Origin of the sequence: Paracoccus pantotrophus (genome assembly GCF_008824185.1) — a bacterium.
GTDB classification, from domain to species: Bacteria; Pseudomonadota; Alphaproteobacteria; order Rhodobacterales; family Rhodobacteraceae; genus Paracoccus; species Paracoccus pantotrophus.
In genome coordinates this window covers 1,294,638-1,319,217 of sequence record NZ_CP044426.1, presented here as the reverse complement: position 1 = coordinate 1,319,217, position 24,580 = coordinate 1,294,638, and the positions used below count along the sequence as shown (strand labels likewise).

The following is a 24,580-nucleotide window of genomic DNA, read 5'->3' as shown; positions in this document are numbered from 1 at the left end:
GCTTTACCTCGGGGCGCATGGCACCGCTTCCCGAACACCTGACCCTGTCCGGCGCGCCCGAGGGCATGGACGCCGCGCTGGTCGCGCGCGAACTGGCCCGCGGCAATCCCGTCATCCATATCGCCCGCGACGACCGGCGCATGGCCGCGATGCGGGCGGCGCTGGCGTTCTTTGCGCCTGCGGCCGCGGTGCTGGAATTCCCGGCCTGGGACACCACGCCCTATGACCGCGTCTCGCCCGCCGCCGGGGTGATGGCGGCGCGCATGGCGGTGCTGACGGCGCTGGCGCATGGCGCGCTGAAAGGGCCCTTCGTGGTGCTGACCACGCTGTCGGCCGCCATGCAGCGCGTGCCCGCGCGCGAGGTGCTGCGCGATGCCGGCTTCTCGGCCGCGGTGGGCGACCGCATGGACGAGGCCGCCTTGCGCGCCTTCCTGGCCCGCATGGGATTCTCGCAGGCCCCGACCGTGACCGAGCCCGGCGATTTCGCGATCCGCGGCGGCATCATCGACATCTTCCCGCCCGGTGAATCGGGGCCGATCCGGCTGGATATGTTCGGCGACGTGCTGGAGGGCGCGCGCAGATTCGATGCAGAAACACAGCGTTCCGTCGAAAAGCTTGACCGTATCGAGCTTGCGCCCATGTCCGAGGTGATCCTGGACGAGGCTGCCATCACCCGCTTTCGCCAGAACTACCGCGTGGAATATGGCGCCGCCGCCAACGATCCGCTTTACGAAGGCATCAGCGCCGGCCGCAAGATGGCGGGCATGGAGCATTGGCTGCCCTGGTTCCACGAGCGGCTGGAAAGCCTGTTCGATTACCTGCCCGGCGCCTCGGTGGTTGCGGACGATCACCTGGACCAGGTGCGCGATGCGCGCTGGCACACGATCACCGAACAGTTCGACGCCCGGCGCGAGGCGCTGGCCCGCAAGGGCGGCAGTGACACCGTCTATCGCCCCGTGCCCCCCGCCGGGATGTTCCCCGACGAGGCCGAATGGGCGCGCTGGCTGGCCGCGCATCGGCTGCTGCGCCTGTCGGTGCTGCCGCAACCTCCTGGTCCGGGCGTGCTGGATGCCGGCGGCCGGGTCGGTCGCAATTTTGCGCCCGAGCGGCAGGCCGAGAAGGGAAATCTTTTCAATGCACTCGCGGATCATATTCGAAATCTTCAAGCTTCGCGCCGGGTGGTGATCGCCAGTTTCTCGGAAGGCGCGCGCGAGCGGCTTGCCGGGCTGATCGCCGACGAGGGCATCAAGGGCGCCAAGCCCATCGCCGATCTGCGTGACCTGCCCGACCAGCCCGGCGCGCTGGGGCTGGCGGTCTGGCCGCTGGAGGAGGGCTTCACCTCGGACGGCTCGGCCACCGGGGCCCTGGCGGTGATCTCGGAACAGGACGTGCTGGGCGACCGGCTGATCCGGGGGGCGAAGAAGCGCCGCAAGGCCGAGAATTTCCTGCGCGACACCACCACGCTGACCCCCGGCGACCTAGTCGTGCATGTCGAGCACGGCATCGGCCGCTATACTGGCCTCGAAACCGTCAAGGCGCTTGGCGTGCCGCATGATTGCGTGGCGCTGGAATATGCCGGCGGCGACCGGCTTTACCTGCCGGTGGAAAACATCGAACTGCTCAGCCGCTATGGGCATGAGGAGGGTTTGCTGGACAAGCTGGGCGGCGGCGCCTGGCAGGCCCGGAAAGCGCGGCTCAAGGAACGCATCAAGCTGATCGCCGACAAGCTGATGCGCGTCGCAGCCGAGCGCATGCTGCGCCCCGCCCCGGTGCTGGAGCCCGAGCATCACGAGATCGAAAGCTTCGCCGCCCGCTTTCCCTATGCCGAGACCGAGGACCAGGCCAGCGCCATTGCCGACGTGGCCGAGGATCTGGCCGCCGGCCGCCCGATGGACCGGCTGGTGGTGGGCGACGTGGGCTTCGGCAAGACCGAGGTCGCCATGCGCGCCGCCTTCATCGCCGCGAGCCAGGGCCGGCAGGTGGCGGTGGTGGCGCCGACGACGCTGCTGGCGCGCCAGCATTTCCGCACCTTCGCCGAACGCTTCCGCGGCACGGCGATCGATGTCCGGCCGCTGTCGCGCTTCGTTTCCGCGCGTGACGCGGCCGAGACCCGCAAGGGCCTGGCCGAGGGCACGGTGGACATCGTCGTCGGCACCCATGCGGTGCTGGCCAAGCAGGTGCGCTTCAAGAATCTGGGCCTGTTGATCGTGGACGAGGAGCAGCATTTCGGCGTCGCCCACAAGGAGCGGCTGAAGGAGCTGCGCAGCGACATCCACGTCCTGACCCTGACCGCGACGCCGATCCCGCGCACCTTGCAGCTGTCGCTGACCGGGGTGCGGGACCTGTCGATCATCGGCACGCCGCCGGTGGACCGGCTGTCGATCCGCACCTATGTATCGGAGTTCGACAGCGTGACCATCCGCGAGGCGCTGCTGCGCGAGAAATATCGCGGCGGGCAGAGCTTCTTCGTCGTGCCGCGCCTCTCGGACCTGCCCGAAATCGAGGCATGGCTGCGCGAGCACGTGCCCGAGGTCAGCACCATCGTCGCTCATGGGCAGTTGGCGGCGGGCGACCTGGACCAGCGGATGAACGCCTTTTACGACCGCGGCGCTGATGTGCTGCTGGCGACCAGCATCGTCGAATCGGGCCTGGATATCCCGACCGCGAACACCATGGTGGTCTGGCGCGCCGACATGTTCGGCCTGGCGCAGCTATACCAGATCCGCGGCCGGGTCGGGCGCTCCAAGACCCGCGCCTATTGCTACCTGACCACCAAGCCGCGGGTGCCGCTGACCCCGCAGGCGATGCGGCGGCTGAAGTTCCTGGGCGCCATCGACAGCCTGGGCGCCGGCTTCAACCTGGCCTCGCAGGATCTGGACCTGCGCGGCGCCGGGAACCTGCTGGGCGAGGAACAGTCCGGCCATATCAAGGAAGTCGGCTTCGAACTTTACCAGCAGATGCTGGAGGAGACCATCGCCAAGCTGAAATCCGGCGAGATCGAGGGCACGCCCGAGGATGAATGGGCGCCGCAGCTGAACCTGGGCGTGCCGGTGACGATCCCGGAAAGCTATGTGCCCGACCTGGACGTGCGGCTGGGGCTTTACCGGCGGCTGGCCGAGCTGACGACCAAGGTGGAACTGGAGGGCTTTGCCGCCGAGCTGATCGACCGTTTCGGGCCCTTGCCGCGCGAGGTGAACACGCTTTTGCTGGTCATCCGCATCAAGGCCATGGCCAAGCGGGCGAATATTTCCAAGCTGGATGCGGGCCCCAAGGGCGCGACCATCCAGTTCCACGGCGACAAGTTCCCGAACCCGGCCGGGCTGGTCGAGTTCATCCACGACCAGCGCGGCCAGGCCAAGGTCAGCGACAACCGCATTATCGTCCTGCGCGACTGGCCGACCGATGCCGACCGCATCAAGGGCAGTTTCGCCATCGCCAAGGAACTGGCGGCGAAGATCAGGGAAGGCAGGGCCAAGGGATAGCGCGGCTCTGGCCGCAGTGCCGAAGCCGGGGGCTTTGCCCCCGGGCCCCCAGGATATTTGGACAAGAAAGAAGCAGGGCGTGCCGAGGCCAGGCCCGCTGGGCGAACCCATGTGCGGCGTCCGGAGACAAGGGATGCGGCGAGCGTGCGGGGGATTTTGCGGAACCGCCCCTGCCTGCGGGACATCGGGCCTGGGCTGACCTGGAGGTGGCGGCTTCGTTTCCGAACCGGCTGAACGCCCCGGCAAGGGTATTCTTGGCCAGTGAAAGGGGGGCTCTCGGCGCGGTCGGCTGGCAGGCGTGCGGAAGGCAGCCAGGCCGATAACCGAAGCCCTGCCGGCGGCCGTTGGCTGGCAAGGGCATGCAAGCCCGCCCCGCTAGGCCGGCCGAAAGAAAAAGGGCGGCGTCGTGGTGGCGCCGCCCTTCGGGTCCGGATCAGTCGGCCGTCAAGAGCGGCGGCTTGGAGTTGCTGATCCTGGGCGTCTCGGGGCCGGTGATGTCGAAGACGGGCTTGTCGTCCTCGATCCGCACCCGGACCACGCCGCCCTTGGTCAGCCGGCCGAACAGCAGCTCCTCGGCCAGCGGCTTCTTGATCGTTTCCTGGATCACCCGGCCCAGGGGGCGTGCGCCCATCTTCTCGTCATAGCCGCGTTCGGCCAGCCAGTCGGCGGCCTCGGGGCTCAGTTCGATATGGACGCCGCGGTCGATCAGCTGGGCCTCGAGCTGGAGGACGAATTTCTCGACCACCTGCACGATGATCTCGCGCGAGAGCGGCGCGAAGCTGATCACCGCATCCAGCCGGTTGCGGAATTCCGGCGTGAAGGTGCGCTCGATGGCGGCGGTATCCTCACCCTCGCGCCGCTCGCGGCCGAAGCCGAAGGCGGCCTTGGCCTGGTCCGCCGCGCCCGCGTTCGAGGTCATGATCAGGATCACGTTGCGGAAATCCACCTGGCGGCCGTTATGGTCGGTGAGCTTGCCGTGGTCCATGACCTGAAGCAGGATGTTATAGACATCCGGATGCGCCTTTTCGATCTCGTCGAGCAGCAGCACGCAATGCGGATGCTGGTCCACCCCATCGGTCAGAAGCCCGCCCTGGTCGAAGCCGACATAGCCCGGAGGCGCGCCGATCAGCCGGCTGACTGCGTGCTTTTCCATGTATTCCGACATGTCGAAGCGCAGCAGTTCCACCCCCAGCGTCGAGGCGAGCTGCTTGGCCACCTCGGTCTTGCCGACGCCGGTGGGGCCGGCGAAGAGATAGTTGCCGATCGGCTTTTCGGGCTCGCGCAGGCCGGCCCGCGCCAGCTTGATCGCCGAGGACAGCGCCTCGATCGCCGCGTCCTGGCCGAAGACCAGCCGCTTCAGCGTCGCGTCCAGATCCTTGAGCACCGCGGCATCGTCCTTGGAGACGCTTTTCGGCGGGATGCGGGCGATCTTGGCCACCACCGCCTCGATCTCCTTCGGGCCGATGGTCTTGCGGCGCTTGCTTTCCGCGACCAGGTGTTGCGCCGCGCCGGCCTCGTCGATCACGTCGATGGCCTTGTCGGGCAGCTTGCGGTCGTGGATGTAGCGCGCCGACAGTTCGACCGCCATCTTGATCGCGTCATTGGTATAGCGCAGGTCGTGATGCTTTTCGAAGCTGGGCTTCAGCCCCATCAGGATCTTGATCGTGTCGGGCACGGTCGGCTCGTTCACGTCGATCTTCTGGAAGCGGCGCGAGAGCGCGCGGTCCTTTTCGAAATGCTGGCGGAACTCCTTGTAGGTGGTCGAGCCCATGCAGCGCAGCTTGCCGCCGGCCAAGGCCGGCTTGAGCAGGTTGGAGGCGTCCATGGCGCCGCCCGAGGTGGCGCCCGCGCCGATCACCGTATGGATCTCGTCGATGAAGAGGATGGCGTCGGGATGGTCCTCCAGTTCCTTGACCACCGCCTTCAGCCGTTCCTCGAAATCGCCGCGATAGCGGGTGCCGGCCAGAAGCGCGCCCATGTCGAGCGAGAAGATGGTCGAGCCGGCCAGCACGTCCGGCGTCTCGCCGCGGGTGATCTTGAGCGCCAGCCCCTCGGCGATGGCGGTCTTGCCGACGCCGGGATCGCCGACCAGCAGCGGGTTGTTCTTGCGACGCCGGCACAGCACCTGGATGCAGCGTTCCACCTCGTCGGCGCGGCCGATCAGCGGATCGACATCGCCCTTGGCGGCCTTCTTGTTCAGGTCGACGCAATATTTCGCCAGCGCGGATTCGTCCTTGGGCTGGGCGGTTTCGACCTGGGCCTGCTCGGCCTGCTGCTCGGCGCCCTGGACCGGGCGGTTTTCCGAGAAGGAAGGGTTCTTGGCGACGCCATGGGCGATGAAATTCACCGCGTCATAGCGCGTCATGTCCAGTTCCTGCAGGAAGAAGGCGGCGTTGGATTCGCGCTCGGCGAAGATGGCGACCAGGACGTTCGCCCCCGTCACCTCGGTCCGGCCCGAGCTTTGCACATGGATCGCGGCGCGCTGGATCACGCGCTGGAAGGCGGCGGTGGGGACGGCCTCAGAACCCTCGACATCGGTGATGAGGGTCGAAAGGTCGTCCTCGATGAACTCGACCAGCATGCGGCGCAACTCGTCCAGATCGACATTGCACGCGCGCATCACCTTCACGGCATCAGGTTCTTCCGTCAGCGCGAGCAGGAGGTGTTCAAGCGTGGCAAGCTCATGGCGATGTTCGTTGGCCAGCGCGAGCGCGGCATGGATGGCCTGTTCCAGCGAGGTCGAAAAGGACGGCACTTCAAGCTCCTGTCAGTCGGCTGGCGGTATGGGCCGCCAGATTTAGCGGTCCACCTGACCAGACTGTCACGATACAGTTAAGATTTGGTGGATTCTCGCGCAGTTCAAGCGGTATTTGCGTCCGCCCCTGCCGAATTTCCCGCGGTTAAGGCAGATGTGATGTTCCTTGGCCGAATTTCAAGCATGCCGCTCCCGCAGATTGCACCGGCGCGGCCGGGATGCGCCTGGGGCGTCTTGCTCTTGCTGCGTTGCGAAAACACCTCAGAACCGATCCTTCCTGGCGCGCAGCTCGGCAAAGACCGCGGCCTCGGAAGCCCCTGCCAAGCCAAGGGAATCGGCCAGTTCGGCCACCCGCAGGAAGGGATTGGTCGCGCGTTCCTCGGCCAGGGTCGAGGGGGCGCAGGGCCGGGTGCCGGCCGCGGTTTCGGCCAGCCTTTCGCGCAGCGCGGCATTGCCCGGATCGACCGATAGGGCGAAGGCGCCGTTGCCGCGGCAATAATCATGTCCCGAGCAGACCAGCGTTTCCGCCGGCAGGGCGTTCAGGCGTGAGAGGCTGGCCCACATCGTCTCGGCATTACCCTCGAACAGCCGGCCGCAGCCGAGCGCCATCAGGCTGTCGGCGGTGAAGACCATGGCCGGGCCGGGCAGGTGGAAGGCGACATGGCCGATGGTATGGCCGGGAACGTCGATCACCTCGGCTGCTTCGCCGCAAAGCGCGAAGCGTTCGCCGGGCCGCACGGCCTGGTCCAGCGGCGGCAGCCGGGCGGCATCCCGGGCGTTGCCGATCACCGCGGCGCCGGTCTGCGCGACCAGTTCGGGCACGGCCTGGATGTGGTCGGCATGGTGGTGGGTCAGCGCGATCTGGTCCAGCGACCAGCCGCGCGCCGCCAGTTCCGCCAGGATGGGCGCGGCCTCGGGCGCATCGACCAGCGCGGTCCGGCCGTTGCCATGCACGAGCCAGGCATAGTTGTCGGTCAGGCAGCGGACAGGCACGAGTTCCAGCGGCATTGGCAAATTCCTTTCTTTGCCGCAGTCTGGCCTCGCGAGGCCGGAGGCGCAATGCATCACGACGTCTATGAGCTGCGGAAATTCTATTACAACCGTCCCCTGGGCCGGGTGGTCCAGCGCGTGCTGCGCGACCGGCTGACCGGGCTGTGGCCGCCCGATCAGGCGCAGGGCATGACCGTGGCCGGCTATGGCTTCGCCGCGCCGCTGCTGCGGCCCTGGCTGGCGCGGGCGCGGCGGGTCATTTCGCTGATGCCGGGGCCGCAGGGGGTGATGGCCTGGCCGACGGGAATGCCCAACTGCTCGGTCCTGTGCGAGGAGACGGCCTGGCCGCTGGATACCGGCAGCGTGGACCGGCTGGTGCTGCTGCACGCGCTGGAGACGGCGGACCATCCCTTCGTCCTGCTGGACGAGGCCTGGCGCGTGCTGGGGCCGGGCGGACGGCTTTTGATCATGGTGCCGAACCGTGCCGGGCTGTGGGCGCGGTCCGAGACGACGCCCTTCGGCTTCGGGCGCAGCTATACCGCGGGGCAGCTGGAGATGCAGGCCCGCGAGGCGGGCTTCGTGACCGAGCGCACGGGGGCCGCGCTCTACATCCCGCCCTCGGATCGGCGGTTCTGGCTGAAAAGCGCGCAGATGTGGGAGCGCGCCGGGCTGCGCATCAGCCAGGTTCTGGTCGCGGGCGTGGTGCTGACCGAGTTCAGCAAGCAGGTGCAGGCGCCGGCCGGGCCGGGGCGGCGCGTCAGCGTGCCCAGCCCGCTCGACGTGCTGGGCGGCATCGCCCGGCCGCAGCCGGCGGGACAGGGGGCCGGGCGCACCGCGCGGGGTCCGGGCTGAGCGGGGCGGGCGGGCCGACCGCCGCCGGGCGAATCCCCCCGCCTGCCTGCGCCGCATCGCGGTTCTGCGCAGGCGCCGGCGACCGGGCGGACGGGCTGTTTGCGCAATCGGTCGCAGCCGGTCCTCGGCCAAGGGCCGCAAACGCTCATTTTTCCGTGTTCAAGGCGGTTGCGGCAGGGAAAATCACCTGCTAGAGACGCCGCAGATTTCGGGAAGGCCTCAGCCGGATTGTGCCAGGGCCCGCCCTTGACCCGCGCTCCGCGACAGACCGGCCCGCCCGCCGGCCCGCCTGCGGAGCTTGCGCTAACCGGAAGGATGACCGTGGCCAATTCCGCTTCGATTTCCGCTGATATCGCCGGGCGTTACGCGCAGGCCCTGTTCGATCTGGTCAGGGACTCGGGCGGCATCGACGCCCTGTCCGCCCAGATCGACGATCTGGCCTCGGCCTATGACGCCAGCCAGGATCTGCGCGATCTGACCCTCTCGCCCCTCTACGACCGCCAGCAGCAGGAAACTGCGATCGGCGCGCTTGCCGGCCGCATGGGGCTTTCGCCCGAACTGGCCAACACGCTGCGCCTGATGGCCCGCAACCGCCGGCTGTTCGCCCTGCCGCAACTGCTGGCCAAGCTGCGCAGCCTGATCGCCGATGCGAAGGGCGAAGTCACCGCCGACGTGGTCAGCGCCCAGGCGCTGACGGACGAACAGAAAGCCCGCCTTGCGGATACGCTGGCCGCGAAATCGGGCAAGAAGGTGAAACTGAACGCGCGTGTCGATGACAGCCTCATCGGCGGCATGATCGTCAAACTGGGCTCGCAGATGATCGACAGCTCGATCCGCTCGAAGCTCGCCTCCCTCCAGAATGCTATGAAAGAGGTCGGATAATGGGAATCCAGGCAGCCGAAATCTCGGCCATCCTCAAGGATCAGATCAAGAATTTCGGTCAGGACGCCGAGGTGGCCGAGGTCGGGCAGGTGCTGTCCGTCGGTGACGGCATCGCCCGCGTCTATGGCCTGGACAAGGTTCAGGCCGGCGAGATGGTCGAATTCCCGGGCGGCATCCGCGGCATGGTGCTGAACCTTGAAACCGACAACGTCGGCGTCGTGATCTTCGGCGACGACCGCGACATCAAGGAAGGCGACACCGTCAAGCGCACCGGCGCCATCGTGGAAGTCCCCGCCGGCAAGGAACTGCTGGGCCGCGTCGTCGACGCGCTGGGCAACCCGATCGACGGCAAGGGCCCGCTGAACGCCTCCGAGCGCCGCATCGCCGACGTGAAGGCCCCCGGCATCATGCCGCGCAAATCGGTGCACGAGCCGATGGCGACCGGCCTGAAATCGGTGGATGCCATGATCCCGGTCGGCCGCGGCCAGCGCGAGCTGATCATCGGCGACCGCCAGACCGGCAAGACCGCCATCGCGCTGGACACCATCCTGAACCAGGCGAACTACAACGGCCGCGAGGCCGATGGCATGAAGACCCTGCACTGCATCTATGTCGCCGTCGGCCAGAAGCGCTCGACCGTGGCCCAGCTGGTGAAGAAGCTGGAAGAGACCGGCGCCATGGCCTACACCACCGTCGTGGCCGCGACCGCCTCGGACCCGGCGCCGATGCAGTATCTGGCGCCCTATTCGGCCACCGCCATGGGCGAATATTTCCGCGATAACGGCATGGATGCGCTGATCATCTATGACGACCTGTCCAAGCAGGCCGTGGCCTATCGCCAGATGTCGCTCTTGCTGCGCCGTCCGCCGGGGCGCGAAGCCTATCCGGGCGACGTGTTCTACCTGCATTCGCGCCTGCTGGAGCGTTCGGCCAAGCTGAACGAGGCCAATGGCGCCGGCTCGCTGACCGCGCTGCCGATCATCGAAACGCAAGCGGGCGACGTGTCGGCCTATATCCCGACCAACGTGATCTCGATCACCGACGGCCAGATCTTCCTGGAAACCGAGCTGTTCTTCCAGGGCATCCGCCCGGCCGTGAACACCGGCCTTTCGGTGTCGCGCGTGGGCTCCGCCGCCCAGACCAAGGCGATGAAATCGGTCGCCGGCCCGGTCAAGCTGGAACTGGCGCAATATCGCGAGATGGCGGCCTTCGCGCAGTTCGGTTCGGATCTCGACGCGGCGACGCAGAAGCTCTTGAACCGCGGCGCCCGCCTGACCGAGCTGATGAAGCAGCCGCAATACTCGCCGCTGACCAATGCCGAGATCGTCATCGTCATCTATGCCGGCACCAAGGGCTACCTGGACGGCATCCCGGTCCGCGACGTGACCAAATGGGAGCAGGGGCTGATCCAGTATCTGCGCAACCAGAAGGCCGATCTGCTTGAGGACATGACCAGGAACGACCGCAAGGTGGCGGGCGAGCTTGAGGATGCGATCAAGGCAGCGCTGGACGGCTACGCCAAGACCTACGCCTGAGAGGAGGGATAGATGCCCAGCCTCAAGGATCTCAAGAACCGGATCGGCAGCGTCAAGAACACGCGCAAGATCACCAAGGCGATGCAGATGGTCGCCGCCGCGAAACTGCGCCGCGCGCAGGAAGCGGCGGAGGCTGCGCGTCCCTATGCCGACCGGATGGCCTCGGTGATGGCCGGGCTGACCGCTGCGGCGGCGGGCTCGGACATGGCGCCGCGGCTGCTGGCGGGGACCGGCGAAGACCGCCGTCACCTGCTGGTGGTGATGACCTCGGAGCGCGGGCTTGCGGGCGGGTTCAACTCGTCCATCGTCAAGCTCGCCCGCCTGCGCCTGCAGGAGTTGCAGGCGCAGGGCAAGCAGGTGTCGATCCTGACCGTCGGCAAGAAGGGCCGCGAGCAGCTGAAGCGCGAATACAGCGACCTCTTTGTCCATCACGTCGACATGAGCGAGGTCAAGCGCATCGGCTACGAGAACGCGCGCCAGATCGCGGACGAGATCCTCGACCGCTTCGACGCCGGCGAGTTCGACGTGGCGACGCTGTTCTACAACCGCTTCGAAACGGTGATCAGCCAGGTTCCGACCGCAAGGCAGATCATCCCCGCCGTGGTCGAGGAGGGCGAGGCCGCGGCCTCGGCGCTCTACGATTACGAGCCGGATGAAAGCGCGATCCTGAACGACCTTCTGCCGCGCTCGGTGGCGACGCAGGTCTTTGCGGCGCTGCTGGAGAATGCCGCGTCCGAACAGGGCGCGCGGATGACCGCCATGGACAACGCCACGCGCAATGCCGGCGACATGATCGACAGGCTGACGACGGAATACAACCGCTCGCGTCAGGCCGCGATCACCAAGGAACTGATTGAAATCATCTCGGGCGCAGAGGCGCTCTGACACGTAGAGGTAGAGACATGGCAGAGGCCAATGGAAAAATCACGCAGGTGATCGGCGCCGTCGTCGACGTGCAGTTCGACGGCCAGCTTCCTGCGATTCTGAACGCTCTGGAAACCGAGAACAACGGCAAGCGCCTGGTGCTGGAAGTGGCCCAGCACCTGGGCGAGAACACCGTCCGCACCATCGCCATGGACGCGACCGAAGGTCTGGTCCGCGGCCTGCCGGTGCGCGACACCGGCGGCCCGATCACCGTCCCGGTCGGCGATGCGACCCTGGGCCGCATCCTGAACGTGGTCGGCGAGCCAGTCGACGAAGGCGGCCCGGTCGAGGCGACCCAGACCCGCGCCATCCACCAGCCGGCCCCGGACTTCGCCGCCCAGGCGACCGCCTCCGAGATCCTGGTGACGGGCATCAAGGTCATCGACCTGCTGGCCCCCTATTCCAAGGGCGGCAAGATCGGCCTGTTCGGCGGCGCCGGCGTCGGCAAGACGGTTCTGATCATGGAACTGATCAACAACATCGCCAAGGTGCACTCGGGCTATTCGGTCTTCGCGGGCGTCGGCGAGCGGACCCGCGAGGGCAATGACCTCTATCACGAGATGGTGGAATCGGGCGTCATCAAGCCGGACAACCTGGCGCAATCGCAGGTGGCGCTGGTCTATGGCCAGATGAACGAGCCTCCGGGGGCGCGGATGCGCGTGGCGCTGACCGGCCTGACCCTGGCCGAGCAGTTCCGCGACGCGACCGGCACCGACGTTCTGTTCTTCGTCGACAACATCTTCCGCTTCACCCAGGCGGGTTCGGAAGTGTCGGCGCTTCTGGGCCGCATCCCCTCGGCCGTGGGCTACCAGCCGACGCTGGCCACCGACATGGGCGCGATGCAGGAGCGCATCACCTCGACCAAGAACGGCTCGATCACCTCGATCCAGGCCGTCTACGTTCCGGCCGACGACTTGACCGACCCGGCCCCGGCCACGACCTTTGCCCACCTGGACGCCACGACGGTTCTGTCGCGCGCCATCTCGGAACTGGGCATCTACCCGGCCGTGGACCCGCTCGACTCGAACTCGCGGATCCTCGATCCGGCGATCGTCGGCGAAGAGCATTACCAGGTCGCCCGCGACGTCCAGGGCATCCTGCAGAAATACAAGTCGCTGCAGGACATCATCGCCATTCTCGGCATGGACGAACTGTCGGAAGAGGACAAGCTGACCGTGGCCCGCGCCCGGAAGATCCAGCGTTTCCTGTCGCAGCCCTTCGACGTGGCCAAGGTCTTTACCGGCTCGGACGGGGTGCAGGTGCCGCTGGAGGATACGATCAAGTCGTTCAAGGCGGTCGTGGCCGGCGAATACGATCACCTGCCCGAGGCGGCCTTCTACATGGTCGGCGGCATCGAGGAAGTGAAAGCCAAGGCTCAGCGTCTCGCCGCTGACGCGGCGTAAGGGGGCGACATGGCCGACACGATGCAGTTCGACCTCGTCTCGCCGGAACGGAACCTGGTTTCCGTCCCGGTGCGCGAGGTGCGCTTGCCCGGCGCCGATGGCGACCTGACGGCGATGCCCGGCCATGCGCCGGCCATCGTCAACCTGCGCCCCGGTCTGGTGACCGTGGTGGCGGGCGACGGGTCCGAGACGGAATTCGCGGTGACCGGCGGCTTCGCCGAGATCAACAACGACTCCGTCACCCTGCTGGCCGAACGCGGGCATCCCCGTGCCGAGATGACGCAGGAGGTCTTCAACGAGATGATGGCCCAGGCCCGTCGTCGCGTCGAAGTCGCCAAGGAGCGCGAATCCGCCGGCGAGGAACTGGTCGCCGCGGCGGTCAAGCTCCTGGCCGACATGGAGGCGCTCGGCACGCATATCGGGCTTGATCCGAACCAGGCGAATTTCCCGCATTAACCGGGATTGACAAAAAAGGATGGTAAGCCCCGGTTTTCCGGGGCTTTATCTGTTCTGCGCCATCGTTTGTCATGGCGTGGGGAGGGGGGAAGGGGTGCGACGTTTCGGATATTTCGCCGTCGGTGTCGCCAATGGCTCGACCGAGATGTTTTCGGCTTTCGAGAGCGGCGGGCCGATGTGGACCGGGCATGGACCGCGGGTGGAAGTGCGATCCGTGCGCTTCGACGAACATTTCGTCGAGCCGCCGGTGGTGCATGTCTCGCTGAGCATGTGGGATGTGGACAGCACCGCCAACCAGCGCGCCGATATTCAGGCGGTGAACATCACCGCCGAAGGGTTCGAGCTGCAATTCAGCACCTGGGGCGATACCCGCGTCGCGCGCGTCCGCGCCAGCTGGATGGCCATCGGTCCCCTGCGACACGCGGACGACTGGGATCTGGACTGACCCTGCTCAGGCCTGGTCCAGGTTCAGCGCGATCAGTTCGGCCACCTGCCGCGGATGGGTGATCGGCAGCATATGGCCGGCGCCGGGAACGCGGGCGCGCCCGACATCGGGCAGCCGCGCTGCCAGCGCATCGGCGATGGCCGGGATCACGGCGGGCGAATCCTCGCCCATGACGATCAGCACCGGCGCGTCGATGGCCTCCAGCCCGCCTTCCCGCAGGATATTGGCGCTGTCTTGGCGCAGCGCCTGGTTGCTGGCCTGGACCAGGTGGATCTGCCGCGCGAGCCGCGCTTTGCCCGCGGCGGTCTGCGACTCCCAGTCGAGCCCGCCCCAGACGCCCAGAAAGGCGCGTGCCGCCTCGGCATCCTCTCCGGCGGCAAGCCGGGCCGCGACATCCTCCATCAGCGCGTCGTTCAGCGGCTCGGGGGCGGCGGCGAACAGCACCGGCTCGATCAGGGTCAGGCTGCGCACCGCTTCGGGGGCGGCGACGGCGATGCGCAGCGCCACGGTCGCGCCCATGCTGTGGCCGATCAGGTCCAGCGGCCGGTCGATCAGCGCCGCGGCCTTGCGGGTGACGTCGGTGTGGTAATCCGGCGCGTCCCCGTCTTCGTCCCAGTCCGGACTTTGCCCATGGCCGGGCAGGTCCGGCGCGCTGATCCGCACCCGGTCGCGCAGCACCTCGGCGATCGGCCCCCAATAGACCGCGTTGCCCATCATGCAATGCAGCGCCAGGGCCGGGCGGTCCTCGTTGCCCGGCCAGCGCCTCAGGTGCAGCGCGCTCACAGGCTTGCCAGGTGCCGGTCGAGGAAATCCAGCCGATCCTGGCCCCAGAACCGTTCGCCCGTTTCGCGCACCACATAGAAGGGGGCGCCAAAGACCCCGGCCTCGACCGCCTGTTCCAGGTTGCGGCCGAAGGTCTCGGCGCCGACGAACAGGCCCTTGTCGGCCAGGTCCGGGTCGAAGCCCGCCGCGGCCAGCGTGCGGCGGATCACCGCGTCGTCGGCGATGTCGGCATTCTCGGCCCAGACGGCGCGCAGGAAGCCCTGCACCAGCCCCGGCAGGTCGCCGCCGCCCGCCTGTTGTGCGGCGATGATGGCATAGGACGAAGGCGCGGGGTTCACCGGCCAGAAGGCGGGCTTCAGGTTCAGCGCCATGCCCAGGTGTTCGGACCAGCGCCGCAATTCCTGCGCGCGGTATTCCATGCGCGAGGGGTGGCGGTTCGCCGGCCGCACCCCACCGGTGCGGTCGAACAATTGCAGCAGATCGACGGGCTTGTAGGTGATCGTCGCCCCGTGGCGGGCGGCGATTTCCTCCAGCCGGTTGCCGGCGAGATAGCTCCAGGGGCTGGGGGTGCCGAAGTAATAGTCGATATGCGCCATGGTTTCGTCCTCGGGGTTTGCGGGCAGGCTAGCCCGGTGCTAAGCGGGGTGCAATCGCACGAATCCAGACAGGGAAAGCCCATGCCGGCCATGACCGAACCCAAGCTCATCGCGGGAAATGCGAACCGGCCTCTGGCCAATGCCATCGCCCGCCGCATGTCGATGCATCGCGGGATGAATGTCGCCCCCGTCGAGGCGCGGGTCGAGCGGTTCAACGACCAGGAGATCTTCGTCGAGGTCTATGAGAATGTCCGCGGCGAGGACATGTTCATCATCCAGCCGACCTCGAACCCGGCCAATGACAACCTGATGGAACTGCTGATCATGACGGATGCGCTCAAGCGTTCGTCGGCGGCGCGCATCACCGCGGTCATCCCCTATTTCGGCTATGCGCGCCAGGATCGCCGCGCCAAGGCCCGCACGCCGATCAGCGCCAAGCTGGTCGCCAACCTGCTGACCGAGGCGGGCGTGGACCGGGTGCTGACGCTGGACCTGCATGCGGCGCAGATCCAGGGCTTCTTCGACATCCCGGTGGACAATCTCTATGCCGCGCCGGTCTTTGCGCTGGACATCAAGCATCACTTCCGCGAGCGGCTGTCCGATCTGATGGTGATCTCGCCCGACGTGGGCGGGGTGGCGCGGGCGCGGGAGCTGGCGCAGCGCATCGGCGCGCCGCTGGCCATCGTCGACAAGCGCCGCGAGAAGCCGGGTGAGGTGGCCGAGATGACGGTGATCGGCGACGTGACCGGCAAGACCTGCATCATCGTCGACGACATCTGCGACACCGCCGGCACGCTCTGCAAGGCGGCGCAGGTGCTGACCGAGCACGGCGCGACCGAGGTGCATGCCTATATCACCCACGGCGTCCTTTCCGGCCCGGCGGTCGAGCGGGTGCAGGCCTCGGTGATGAAATCGCTGGTGATCACCGATTCCATCGAACCGACCGAGAAGGTGAAGGCCGCCTCGAACATCCGCATCGTGCCGACGGCGCCGATGTTCGCCCAGGCGATTCTGAACATCTGGAACGGCACTTCGGTCAGCTCGCTGTTCGAGGTGGACACGCTGGGCCCGATCTACGAAGGGCTCTATTCCGGCTTCTGATCGCCGGCGACGCAAAGGCAAGGCCCCGATCCGCCGGACCGGGGCCTTTCTCGTGCTTTCAAGGCTTTAAAGAAAGCGCGGGAACTCGATCTTCGGGCAGCGATCCTCGATCACCGTCAGGCCGCGGGCGCGGGCGCGGCCGGCCGCCTGCGGATGGCGGATGCCCAATTGCATCCAGATCGTGTCCAGCCTGGGCAGATGCGCCAGCGCCTGGTCGACGATGGCGGGCACGGCCTCGGCCCGACGGAAGATGTCCACCATGTCCACCGCCTGCTCGGGCGGAATCGCGCGCAGGTCGGGATAGACCCGCTCGTCCAGGATGGTGCCGCCCGCATGGCCCGGATTGACCGGAATGATGCGATAGCCCTGCGATTTCAGGTAACGGGCCACGCCCCAGGATGGTCGCGCCTCGTTCGGCGACAGGCCCACGATGGCAATGCAGCGCACCGTGCGGGCGATGCGCGCAATGTCGTCGTCGACCGGCGAGGTGCCGATGTCGCGAAGTACTGCCAGGTTCATCTGACCTCCCCCAGATCTCAACCGAAAGTGGCATGGAAAAAGCGCCCGGTCCAGAGGTCTGGCCGGGCGCAAGTCGCGGAACGAGGGACAGTGATCTGAACATGACCGTTCCGTGGTCATGTTCGATAAATAAATGGGAACCGTGGCTAAAAAGTTCCACCCGGCTCGCAAAAAAGTGAAATTTCACGGATTCATGCGTGCCCAGACGGCCTTGGCGCGCATCAGGATTTGCTGCGGATCGGCAAGAAGCCGCTCACGCGCCTGCTCGGAGCGCAGGAAATAGGTGCGCTGGCCGATCACCACGAAATGGCGCGGATTGCCGGGTTCGGATCGGCCTTCGGACAGGGCCAGGACGCAAAGCCCGCCAAGGCCTGGGGCATAAGCCTTTGGATTAGCCTCGAAAAGATTGCGGTTCTGTTCGCTGGCGAAATGCCAGGCCTGGCCGCGCCAGACCGTGACCAGGTCGGTGCGCCCCGGTACCGCGGCATTTTCCGTGCCATAGGAGACCGGGTCCATGCCGTCCAATGCCCAATCCTGCGCCATCGCCGCCGGAACGGGCAGGGCAAGCATCAGGCTGGCGAGAATCGGACGAATCATGGCGCGTGGGGGGTTGGTGGAACTGCTTTCGATCTGGCAAATCGGTTGGCGATTCTCAACCGGGGCGGGCGGGTTCTAGCGCCGATGTGAAGGCTGGGCTCAACTCTGTGAAGCCGCGTAAAGCGCCACCGCCGCCGCGTTCGAGACGTTGAGCGAGCCGAAATCTGCCGCGAAGGGGATGCGCAGGATGCGGTCGCAGGTCTCGCGCGTGCGTTCGCGCAGGCCGGGCCCCTCGGCGCCCAGGACCAGGCAGATCGCCCGGCCCGAGAGTTCCGCCAGCGCCTGCGGCAGGGTCTCCGTGCCGGTGCCGTCCAGGCCCAGCACGACATAGCCCATGGATTGCAGCTCGATCAGCGTATCGGCCAGGTTGACGACGCGCAGATAGGGCTGCCGCTCCAGCGCGCCCGAGGCAGTTTTGGCCAGCGCCCCGGTCTCGGGCGCGGAATGGCGCGCCGGCGCGATGACCGCGCGCGCGCCAAAGACCTCGGCCGAGCGCAGGATGGCGCCGACGTTATGCGGGTCCGTCACCCGGTCCAGCGCCACCAGCAGCGGCCGGCCCGGCCCGGTAAGCGCCAGGTCGGCCAGGCTATCCCATTTCAGCGGCTTGACCTCTAGCGCCGCGCCCTGATGGACGCTTTCCGGCGACAGTGGCACCGTTCGGTCGAAGACGCGGGCGTCGATGATCTCCGGTGCGAGATCGGCGGGCAGGGGGCCCAGCCGGTCCAGCGCGTTGCGCGTCACCACCAGCCGCAGCTTGTCGCGGCGGGGATTGGCCAGGGCGTCGCGCACCGCATGCAGGCCGAACAACCAGACCGTTTCGGCCGCGGCGGCGCGGCGGGCGCGTTCCTTGTCGATGACCCAGGCGGGTTTCTTGGATTTCTGTGGTTTCTCGGCCATGTCGCATTCCCGGTTGCTGTTTCGACTGCGCAGAAAACGCGGCCGAATGCAACCTTCGCGGCGGGTTGGCATGGTGCGCAAGGAAGTGCGACTTTTCGGCGGTTCCCTGCTTGACGCCCCCGGACGGTCGGGATAATCACCGCTTCACGCCGAAAGCGTTCGGCGGGCGACGTGCTGCAAGGTGCGGCAGCGGACTGTAACTCCGCCGGGGAGACCCATGCCTGGTTCGATTCCAGGGTCGCCCACCACTTCTTCTGAAAACTGAACAAAATCAACGAAGTGGTGTCCCGCATTCGTGCAATGCGGCAGCATGCAAATCAATAGGTTATGACGCAGGTGTCCCGCAGTTTTGCGGCTTGCCCCCTGCGCAAAAGAAAACCGTCGGAGGAGCTGGCACTCCATCCGACGGCACTGTCAAAGGTCTTCTGTCCAAAGATTATGTCACAGCTTCCCGCCGCGCAACCCCGTGGGGAGGTGCAGCATGAGCTGGAAGGTCGCGAATCTTTGCGCCGGGCGGCGCTTCGGCAGTCCGGTCCGAAAGCAGATCATCATGTTTCTGGCCGACAAGGCCAGCGATGACGGATCGGGCATCTGGTGCTCCAAGGGGACGATCCAGCGGCACACCGAGCTTGGCGAAACCACCGTCAAGCGCACCATCAACGAGTTCCTGAACGAAGGCATCCTGATCGAAACCGGCCGCCGCGCGTGCAAGAACGGTTTTACCGTCGTCTATCGCATTTCCCTTGCCGCCGTCCGCACCCTGGAGGGCATTGCCGAGCCCGATGATGAGACGGGGTCCACAGAGGACGGGGTCTGCCGTGAACCCGGAACGGGGTCCGCTGCGGACCCGGTACCCCGTCCACAGCGGACCCCAAACCTTCCTGAAACCATCCATAAACCACCTTCGCGTGCGCGTGCACGCGAGGCGGCGACGGAATCTGTGGAGATACTGAAGGCCTATCCCGCCGACCGATGTCGCAACGAAACGACCTGCCTGCATCACGTCGAGGCTGCCATGCAGAAGGTCGGGCCTGAAAAGCTTCTCTCGGCTGTAAAGCGCTATGCGCTGGAGACCGCAGGCTATACGCGCTCAAAGGTCTGCTTCTCGGATAACTGGTTCAAGATGGGTCGCTGGCGCGATTACATCGAGGACGAGCCGGAACCGCCTCAGGAACCGACCCCGGTGCACGCGGCCAAAACTGCCGACTGGATCAAATCCCGTCATCCCCTGTGCCGAACCCTGAGCGTCGGGCAGGTCCGCATGGCGCTGGACCTAGAGCTGGTTTCCCGCAGCGAAGTGCGCGCCGCAGGCTTCAGCGAGGGATTGCGTTATGTCTGATCGCGGCGGGAAATCAATCTTCGCGCATAAGCAGACCTATTCGCGCAAGGGTAACAGCAAGAGCCGGTCCGTCAGCGAGATTGCAGACGAGGCGGAGCGGTTGGACGGGGCCTGCCCGCATGTCGCGAACCCGCAGTCGCCCACCATCCTCGAAGGTATCCGGCCCTCGGAGGTGGTCGAGGTCATCGAGCAGCGTATCGCCGAACAGAACACGCTGCTGCGTCAACTGCGCAAGGAGCAGCCGGACCGGAAGGAGGCGCTGCGCGGCATCCGCAGTGACACCCATGTGCTGATCGCCAGCGTGTTCAGCTTTCCCGATCCGGTCGAGGACATGGACCAGGCCGATTACCTGCGCTGGCGCAGGGACGTGATCGCCTTTGCCAAGGCCGATGCGGTTCGGAACAAGGCCGAAGTGCTGAGCATCATCGAGCATCTCGATGAAGCCCACCCACATGTGCATGTGCTGGCGGTGCCCCTATGTGCAGAGGGCAATATGCGCATGGACGCCAAGCGCTGCCATGAAGGTCATCGCGAGCAGGACCGGCACAAGGATCACGGCTGGTCCGGCTCGCCGTCGCGCAGCTACAAGCAGGCGATGCGCGGCTGGCAGGACCGCTATCATGCCGAGGTCGGCGCGAAGCATGCGCAGGCCCGGACGGGGCCGCGCCGCCGCCGTCTGGACCGGGCTGCGTGGAAGGCCGAGCAGGAGCGGCTGAAGGCGCAGAAGGAGGCAGAGATTGCCATTTTGCGCGCCGAAGAGGCTCGTCGCCTTGCCGACGAGGAAGAGCGCCGCCGCGACCTGGTCATGCAGGACACGGTCGCCAGCCGACTTCAGGAGGCCGAGGCGGTGCATGCCATCGCGACCGGCGGGCTGATCGCCGCCATCCGGCAGATCGATCCCGACCCGGTGCTGCTGAAGCGTCTGGAGACGCCAGGCGAGATGGGCGCCTGGACGCATCACGATGCAGATCGCAACCGCGAGATGCACAGCGCGCTGGCGCCGGTGCTCAGCGACGGATTGGAGGCCCTGCGCCAGCCACCGGCAGGACCGGGGCTGCTCGGAGGGCTCACTGGTTTCCTGCGCGGCCTGGCTGGCTGGGTCAATCGTCTCGCCGATGCCAGCCCGCGCTGGCTGAAGTGGCCCGAAACGGTGGCCTATATCGCGAACGGGGCGCGGGAAGCCTTCGGGACGCCCTATGCCGCCTCGACCCTGGCCGGGGTCATCGAAGCCTCTCCGGCATGGCAATCCTTCACCGGCGAGGCGAGAGCGCGGCTGGATCAGGCACGCACGGTGCAGGCGCTGACGAATCCGCGCGACTCTCGGCCAGATGCTTCATCGCAGACGGGCATATGACAGCATGCGCTTATGCCAATATGCACATCCGGCGCCGGAGAGCCGGCAATTGCGATTGATACGATTTCTTGGTAACATTCGGTATCAGCGCACAGGAGGGCCGCATGTCCCGCAACACTTCGGTTTCGCTCGGCGATCACTTCGTCAGCTTCATCGACGCGCAGGTGAAGGGCGGCCGCTATGGCTCGGCCAGCGACGTGGTGCGGGCAGGGCTGCGGCTTCTGGAGGAGCACGAGACCAAGGTAAAGGCGTTGGAAGCCGCCCTGATCGCCGGAGAGGAATCCGGCCGGGCGGAAGGCTTCGACCTCGATCAATTCATTGCCCGCAAGATGGCCGGTCGCAACGCATGAAGGCGTTGGCCTTCACCGTCGCGGCAACGGTCGATCTGGAGGATATCTGGGATTATACGGAAGGCGAATGGGGCCTCGCGCAAGCCCGGCGCTATGTGCAGGAGCTGCGCGACACCTGCCATGCGCTGGCATCGGGTGAAAGGCGCGGCAGGTCGGTTGACGTTCGGCCTGGCTATCTGAAGTGCCTGAGCGGATCGCATGTCATCTTCTTCCGGGATCTGGGCGATACGCTGGAAATCGTCCGCATCCTGCACGGCGCGCAGGACGCCGAGCGGCATTTGTGACCGGCATGGGTCTGTGCGATGGCACGATACTCGAAGGGTAAAATTGCAATATTGGCATATGCGCCCTTAGGCGTGGAGAGCTTGATGCTGACTTATCTGCTCAGTGATTACCCGGTCCTGGCGCGGCTCGCGGCCGGCAGAACCAAGGCCACGCGGCTTGACGTCCGCGCCTGCCGCCGGCTTTACGCGCTGGCGACGGCCTCCGATCTGGGCGCGATGGGGCCGGAAGAGCGCGGGCTTTACGACAGCCTGGCCGCGAGCGAGCCGGTGCCGGGCTCCGGCAGGCCAATTGCAGCGCTTCAGGCGCAGGTCAGGGCCGATGGTTTCCGGCGCATGACCGACGAAAAGGCCTTCATGGACGAGTTGTCCGGGGAGCCGGATATGGTTCCCGGCCCCTTCAGGGTGAAATGCCTGCTTTGTGGCGATGTGGCGGAAAGCTGGTATCGCGACTGTCCCGCGCCCGCAAAGGCAAGGATTGGCATGGCCAGTTGTGCATGCGGGAATGTCAGTGCCGATTCGATGGGGTTTCTCGGCTATGGGCGCATCCTGTCGCGCCAACCCGATAGTTTCGAGGTCCTGGATCTTGCCTGATCCGGGCGGTGCAAAGCTGTCCTGCGCCGACTGTAACCCATGGCCCAGAGTGGGCTACTTTTCGCGATTTCGCCAAATATTAGTGACCGACTATTATTTTGCGGAACCCGGTGCAAAGCACCACCCGCAAAATGTCGGACCAGGCGCTGCGCCCCGGTACCCAGCTTTCTCCGCCCATGAAGAAGATCGATCCCCCATGCCGCCCGATGGGCGGCCGCATCGCTTACGGATGAAGCGCCAGCAGATCCTGCCCGAACTGGTGCAGCGACATGACCTCGATCCCGTTCGGCAGCGGGAAAGCCTCGTCCCCCGGATAGAGCACGATCCGCCGCGCAGGTTGCAGGTCTTCGCAGGCCGAATGAAAGCCGCGCTCCACCTTCGGCGCAAGGTTGCGCTTGACCTCGACGGCCCAGATCGTGCCGCCCGGCAGGGTCAGCACCAGATCGACCTCGGCCCCCGCCCCGCTGCGGTAGAACTGCGCCTGCGTCCCTTCTGGCATCAGGGCATGGGCGGTCTCGATGATCAGCCCCTCCCAACTGGCGCCCGCGACGGGGTGGCCGAGAACGTCGTCCAGCGTCGTCAGTCCCAGCAGGGCATGCAGGATGCCGGTGTCGCGCACATAGATGCGCGGGGACTTGACCAGCCGCTTGCCGATATTCGCGTGCCAGGGCTCCAGCCGGCGCACCAGCATCAGATCGACCAGCAGGTCGAGATAGGAGGCGACGGTCTTGGCATCGACCCCGAGCGCGCGGGCAAGCTCGGCGGCGTTCGACAGGCCGGACTGCCGATGCGCCAGCATGGTCCAGAAGCGCCGCAGCGTCTCGGCCGCGATGCGGGGACCGAGCGCGGGAATGTCGCGCTCCAGATAGGTGCGGATGAAGTCGCGCCGCCAGCGCAGGCTGGCCTGATCGTCGCGGGCAAGGAAGCTGTCGGGAAAGCCGCCGCGCAGCCAGAGCCGGTCCAGGTCGGTTGCAGGCACTTCCAGCGCATCAAGGGGAGCAAGCTCGGCATAGGCGATCCGGCCCGCCAGCGTCTCACCCGACTGCCGCAGCAGGTCGATGGAGGCCGAGCCGAGCAGCAGGAAGCGCCCCGCCCGCAGCCCCTTGCGCCGTCCCCGGTCGATCAGGCCGCGCAGGTTCTGGAACAGGTCCGGCACCCGCTGGACCTCATCGAGGATGACCAGCTTGTCCTCATGCGCCGACAAATAGAGTTCGGGATCGGAGAGCCTGGCCCGGTCGGCGCTGGATTCGAGGTCGAGATAGAGCGACGGGCGCTCTTCCCCCAGCTCCTGCGCCAGCGTGGTCTTACCCACCTGGCGCGGCCCCAGCAGGGCAACGGCAGGACTGTCGTCCAGCAGGGACTTCACGGTGGCGGTGATACGGCGCTCGATCAACATCCTTGCAATTATGGAGTTTGATTCCCGATTTGCAAGGTTAATTTGAGTCTATGCTCCTATTGTCGGCCGACATGAGCAAGTACTCACTGCTGGGCCGAACAGAGGGACGCGACAACGGGTCTTATCTCAAACGACACGCGAATCTATCGCACCGCGCCACACTCGGCGGCTTGGCCTGCATCGACGCATAGGCCGATTTGCCCGGCGCAGCAGTCTTCCATCAGAAACCGCACCAGGCCGTTCAGCGCCTCGAAATCGATACTGTAGAGGATCGACCGGCTTTCACGGCGCGATGCGACCAGTCCAGCGCGCTCCAACTCCTTGATGTGAAAGCTGACGTTCGAGGCGGATACACCGGCTTGGTCAGCGATCATCCCTGCCGCCAGCCCCTCGGGACCAGCGACGACCAGGAGCCGCAGGATGCGCAGACGGGTTTCCTGGGATAGCGCTGCGAATGCGGCAAGGGCTTGACGTTCTTCCATATTTCAATAATCCTATAAATGTCGAATCAAAAGGTATCGCAGATGACCATTCAAGGCAACCTCGGTGCGCTGACCGGCGCGGCCGACCCGGAAGATATAACCATCGGCGAGTTGCTGGCAGCACTGGATGGTGCGGCCGAGCTGCCGCTGGTGTTCAGTTATGACGGTCAGGACGTGAAGCCCGGCTACCACGTCACAGAAGTCAAGGCGGGCCGCTTCGAGGCGCTGGACTGCGGCGCGAACCCGGAGAGCTGGACCGAAATCTTCATCCAGCTTTGGGACGTGAACGAGGACCGTGCCCATATGCCTGCGGGCAAATTCGTCAAGATCATCGGAAAGGTGATTGAGCATGTCGATCTGGAGCGCACCGCCAAGCTGACCTTCGAGGTCAGCGACGGCGAGCGGCCGATGCAGCTTCATCGGGCGGCTCTGCCCCGGATCGATGGCGGGCAGGTCCGCGTGTCGCTGTCGCCTCGACCGGCGAGCTGCAAGCCTCGTGACCGCTGGTTTCAGGACCAGAAAAGCTGCTCGGCCCCGGCCGGGGCGCAACCCTGCTGCGGGTGATCG

Annotated in this window: 24 protein-coding genes and 1 tRNA gene; 16 read left to right on the top strand and 9 right to left on the bottom strand. The window is 66.4% G+C overall.

Features of this window, described 5'->3' with window-relative positions:
- Positions 1-17 precede the first annotated feature (17 nt).
- On the top strand, positions 18-3,482 hold the full coding sequence (gene mfd, locus ESD82_RS17040) for a transcription-repair coupling factor (RefSeq protein WP_147427760.1): 3,465 nt from the start codon (positions 18-20) through the stop codon (positions 3,480-3,482).
- Positions 3,483-3,915: 433 nt separating this feature from the next.
- Here the strand turns inward: mfd and clpA are convergent, their stop codons facing one another.
- A complete protein-coding gene (clpA, locus tag ESD82_RS17035; protein WP_024845116.1) occupies positions 3,916-6,237 on the bottom strand; it encodes an ATP-dependent Clp protease ATP-binding subunit ClpA in 2,322 nt (773 codons plus the stop codon).
- 261 nt (positions 6,238-6,498) lie between these two features.
- Positions 6,499-7,245 carry a hydroxyacylglutathione hydrolase gene (gene gloB, locus ESD82_RS17030; RefSeq protein WP_024845117.1) on the bottom strand — a complete coding sequence of 249 codons (747 nt, stop codon included), beginning with the start codon at positions 7,243-7,245 and terminating at the stop codon, positions 6,499-6,501.
- Between the two features lie 51 nt (positions 7,246-7,296).
- Between gloB and ESD82_RS17025 the strand changes: the two genes are divergently transcribed.
- The 7 genes from ESD82_RS17025 (at position 7,297) to ESD82_RS16995 (ending at position 13,724) form a co-directional block, all read left to right on the top strand.
- Positions 7,297-8,079 (top strand): methyltransferase domain-containing protein, encoded by a 783-nt coding sequence (locus ESD82_RS17025; protein ID WP_024845118.1) that lies wholly within the window; start codon positions 7,297-7,299, stop codon positions 8,077-8,079.
- A 315-nt stretch (positions 8,080-8,394) separates the two neighbouring features.
- On the top strand, positions 8,395-8,961 hold the full coding sequence (locus tag ESD82_RS17020) for a F0F1 ATP synthase subunit delta (RefSeq protein ID WP_024845119.1): 567 nt from the start codon (positions 8,395-8,397) through the stop codon (positions 8,959-8,961).
- Positions 8,961-10,496: a F0F1 ATP synthase subunit alpha gene (gene atpA, locus ESD82_RS17015; protein WP_024845120.1), complete on the top strand. Its 1,536-nt coding sequence runs from the start codon at positions 8,961-8,963 to the stop codon at positions 10,494-10,496. Before ESD82_RS17020 ends, atpA begins: the two co-directional genes overlap by 1 nt.
- 12 nt (positions 10,497-10,508) lie before the next feature.
- Complete coding sequence (locus ESD82_RS17010; RefSeq protein WP_024845121.1) at positions 10,509-11,381, top strand: F0F1 ATP synthase subunit gamma; 873 nt, start codon at positions 10,509-10,511, stop codon at positions 11,379-11,381.
- Positions 11,382-11,398: 17 nt separating this feature from the next.
- Entirely contained in the window at positions 11,399-12,823 is a 1,425-nt protein-coding gene (gene atpD / locus ESD82_RS17005; protein ID WP_024845122.1) for a F0F1 ATP synthase subunit beta, read from the top strand.
- Positions 12,824-12,832: 9 nt separating this feature from the next.
- A complete protein-coding gene (locus ESD82_RS17000; RefSeq protein WP_024845123.1) occupies positions 12,833-13,279 on the top strand; it encodes a F0F1 ATP synthase subunit epsilon in 447 nt (148 codons plus the stop codon).
- 94 nt (positions 13,280-13,373) lie between these two features.
- Positions 13,374-13,724, top strand: coding sequence for an H-type lectin domain-containing protein (locus ESD82_RS16995; RefSeq protein ID WP_024845124.1), 351 nt, complete (start codon positions 13,374-13,376; stop codon positions 13,722-13,724).
- A 6-nt stretch (positions 13,725-13,730) separates the two neighbouring features.
- Here the strand turns inward: ESD82_RS16995 and ESD82_RS16990 are convergent, their stop codons facing one another.
- Together ESD82_RS16990 and ESD82_RS16985 are read right to left on the bottom strand one after the other, a co-directional pair.
- Entirely contained in the window at positions 13,731-14,507 is a 777-nt protein-coding gene (locus ESD82_RS16990) for an alpha/beta fold hydrolase (protein WP_147427761.1), read from the bottom strand.
- Positions 14,504-15,103: a 2-hydroxychromene-2-carboxylate isomerase gene (locus ESD82_RS16985; RefSeq protein ID WP_024845126.1), complete on the bottom strand. Its 600-nt coding sequence runs from the start codon at positions 15,101-15,103 to the stop codon at positions 14,504-14,506. The genes ESD82_RS16990 and ESD82_RS16985 overlap by 4 nt, the downstream gene beginning before the upstream one ends.
- Positions 15,104-15,184: 81 nt before the next feature.
- On the opposite strand from ESD82_RS16985, the gene ESD82_RS16980 reads away from it, so the two are divergent.
- Positions 15,185-16,204, top strand: coding sequence for a ribose-phosphate pyrophosphokinase (locus ESD82_RS16980; protein WP_024845127.1), 1,020 nt, complete (start codon positions 15,185-15,187; stop codon positions 16,202-16,204).
- 66 nt (positions 16,205-16,270) lie between these two features.
- On the opposite strand, the gene ESD82_RS16975 is transcribed toward ESD82_RS16980, so the two are convergent.
- From ESD82_RS16975 to rlmB, 3 genes are all read right to left on the bottom strand, one after another.
- Positions 16,271-16,723, bottom strand: coding sequence for a CoA-binding protein (locus ESD82_RS16975; RefSeq protein WP_024845128.1), 453 nt, complete (start codon positions 16,721-16,723; stop codon positions 16,271-16,273).
- Positions 16,724-16,906: 183 nt separating this feature from the next.
- Positions 16,907-17,320 carry a YHS domain-containing (seleno)protein gene (locus tag ESD82_RS16970; protein WP_024845129.1) on the bottom strand — a complete coding sequence of 138 codons (414 nt, stop codon included), beginning with the start codon at positions 17,318-17,320 and terminating at the stop codon, positions 16,907-16,909.
- 99 nt (positions 17,321-17,419) lie between these two features.
- A complete protein-coding gene (gene rlmB / locus ESD82_RS16965; protein ID WP_024845130.1) occupies positions 17,420-18,217 on the bottom strand; it encodes a 23S rRNA (guanosine(2251)-2'-O)-methyltransferase RlmB in 798 nt (265 codons plus the stop codon).
- Positions 18,218-18,381: 164 nt separating this feature from the next.
- On the opposite strand from rlmB, the gene ESD82_RS16960 reads away from it, so the two are divergent.
- From ESD82_RS16960 to ESD82_RS16935, 6 genes are all read left to right on the top strand, one after another.
- Positions 18,382-18,465 (top strand) — tRNA-Tyr (locus ESD82_RS16960).
- A gap of 233 nt (positions 18,466-18,698) precedes the next feature.
- Positions 18,699-19,556 (top strand): hypothetical protein, encoded by an 858-nt coding sequence (locus ESD82_RS16955; RefSeq protein WP_028710599.1) that lies wholly within the window; start codon positions 18,699-18,701, stop codon positions 19,554-19,556.
- Positions 19,549-20,910, top strand: a complete 1,362-nt coding sequence (locus tag ESD82_RS16950) for a plasmid recombination protein (protein ID WP_028710598.1) — start codon at positions 19,549-19,551, stop codon at positions 20,908-20,910. Before ESD82_RS16955 ends, ESD82_RS16950 begins: the two co-directional genes overlap by 8 nt.
- Positions 20,911-21,014: 104 nt before the next feature.
- Complete coding sequence (locus ESD82_RS16945) at positions 21,015-21,260, top strand: type II toxin-antitoxin system ParD family antitoxin (protein WP_024845133.1); 246 nt, start codon at positions 21,015-21,017, stop codon at positions 21,258-21,260.
- Entirely contained in the window at positions 21,257-21,544 is a 288-nt protein-coding gene (locus tag ESD82_RS16940) for a type II toxin-antitoxin system RelE/ParE family toxin (RefSeq protein WP_024845134.1), read from the top strand. The genes ESD82_RS16945 and ESD82_RS16940 overlap by 4 nt, the downstream gene beginning before the upstream one ends.
- Before the next feature lie 18 nt (positions 21,545-21,562).
- Positions 21,563-22,135, top strand: a complete 573-nt coding sequence (locus tag ESD82_RS16935) for a hypothetical protein (protein WP_143091279.1) — start codon at positions 21,563-21,565, stop codon at positions 22,133-22,135.
- 223 nt (positions 22,136-22,358) lie between these two features.
- Here ESD82_RS16935 and ESD82_RS16930 read toward each other — a convergent pair whose 3' ends face one another.
- Both ESD82_RS16930 and ESD82_RS16925 read right to left on the bottom strand, forming a co-directional pair.
- Positions 22,359-23,531: an ATP-binding protein gene (locus ESD82_RS16930; protein ID WP_147427762.1), complete on the bottom strand. Its 1,173-nt coding sequence runs from the start codon at positions 23,529-23,531 to the stop codon at positions 22,359-22,361.
- Positions 23,532-23,674: 143 nt separating this feature from the next.
- The gene (locus tag ESD82_RS16925) at positions 23,675-24,013 is read right to left on the bottom strand and encodes an ArsR/SmtB family transcription factor (protein WP_028710997.1); all 339 of its coding nucleotides are present in this window, start codon (positions 24,011-24,013) and stop codon (positions 23,675-23,677) included.
- 42 nt (positions 24,014-24,055) lie between these two features.
- Here ESD82_RS16925 and ESD82_RS16920 point away from each other — a divergent pair, with 42 nt between their 5' ends.
- On the top strand, positions 24,056-24,577 hold the full coding sequence (locus ESD82_RS16920; protein WP_051419865.1) for a DUF6428 family protein: 522 nt from the start codon (positions 24,056-24,058) through the stop codon (positions 24,575-24,577).
- Positions 24,578-24,580: the final 3 nt, after the last annotated feature.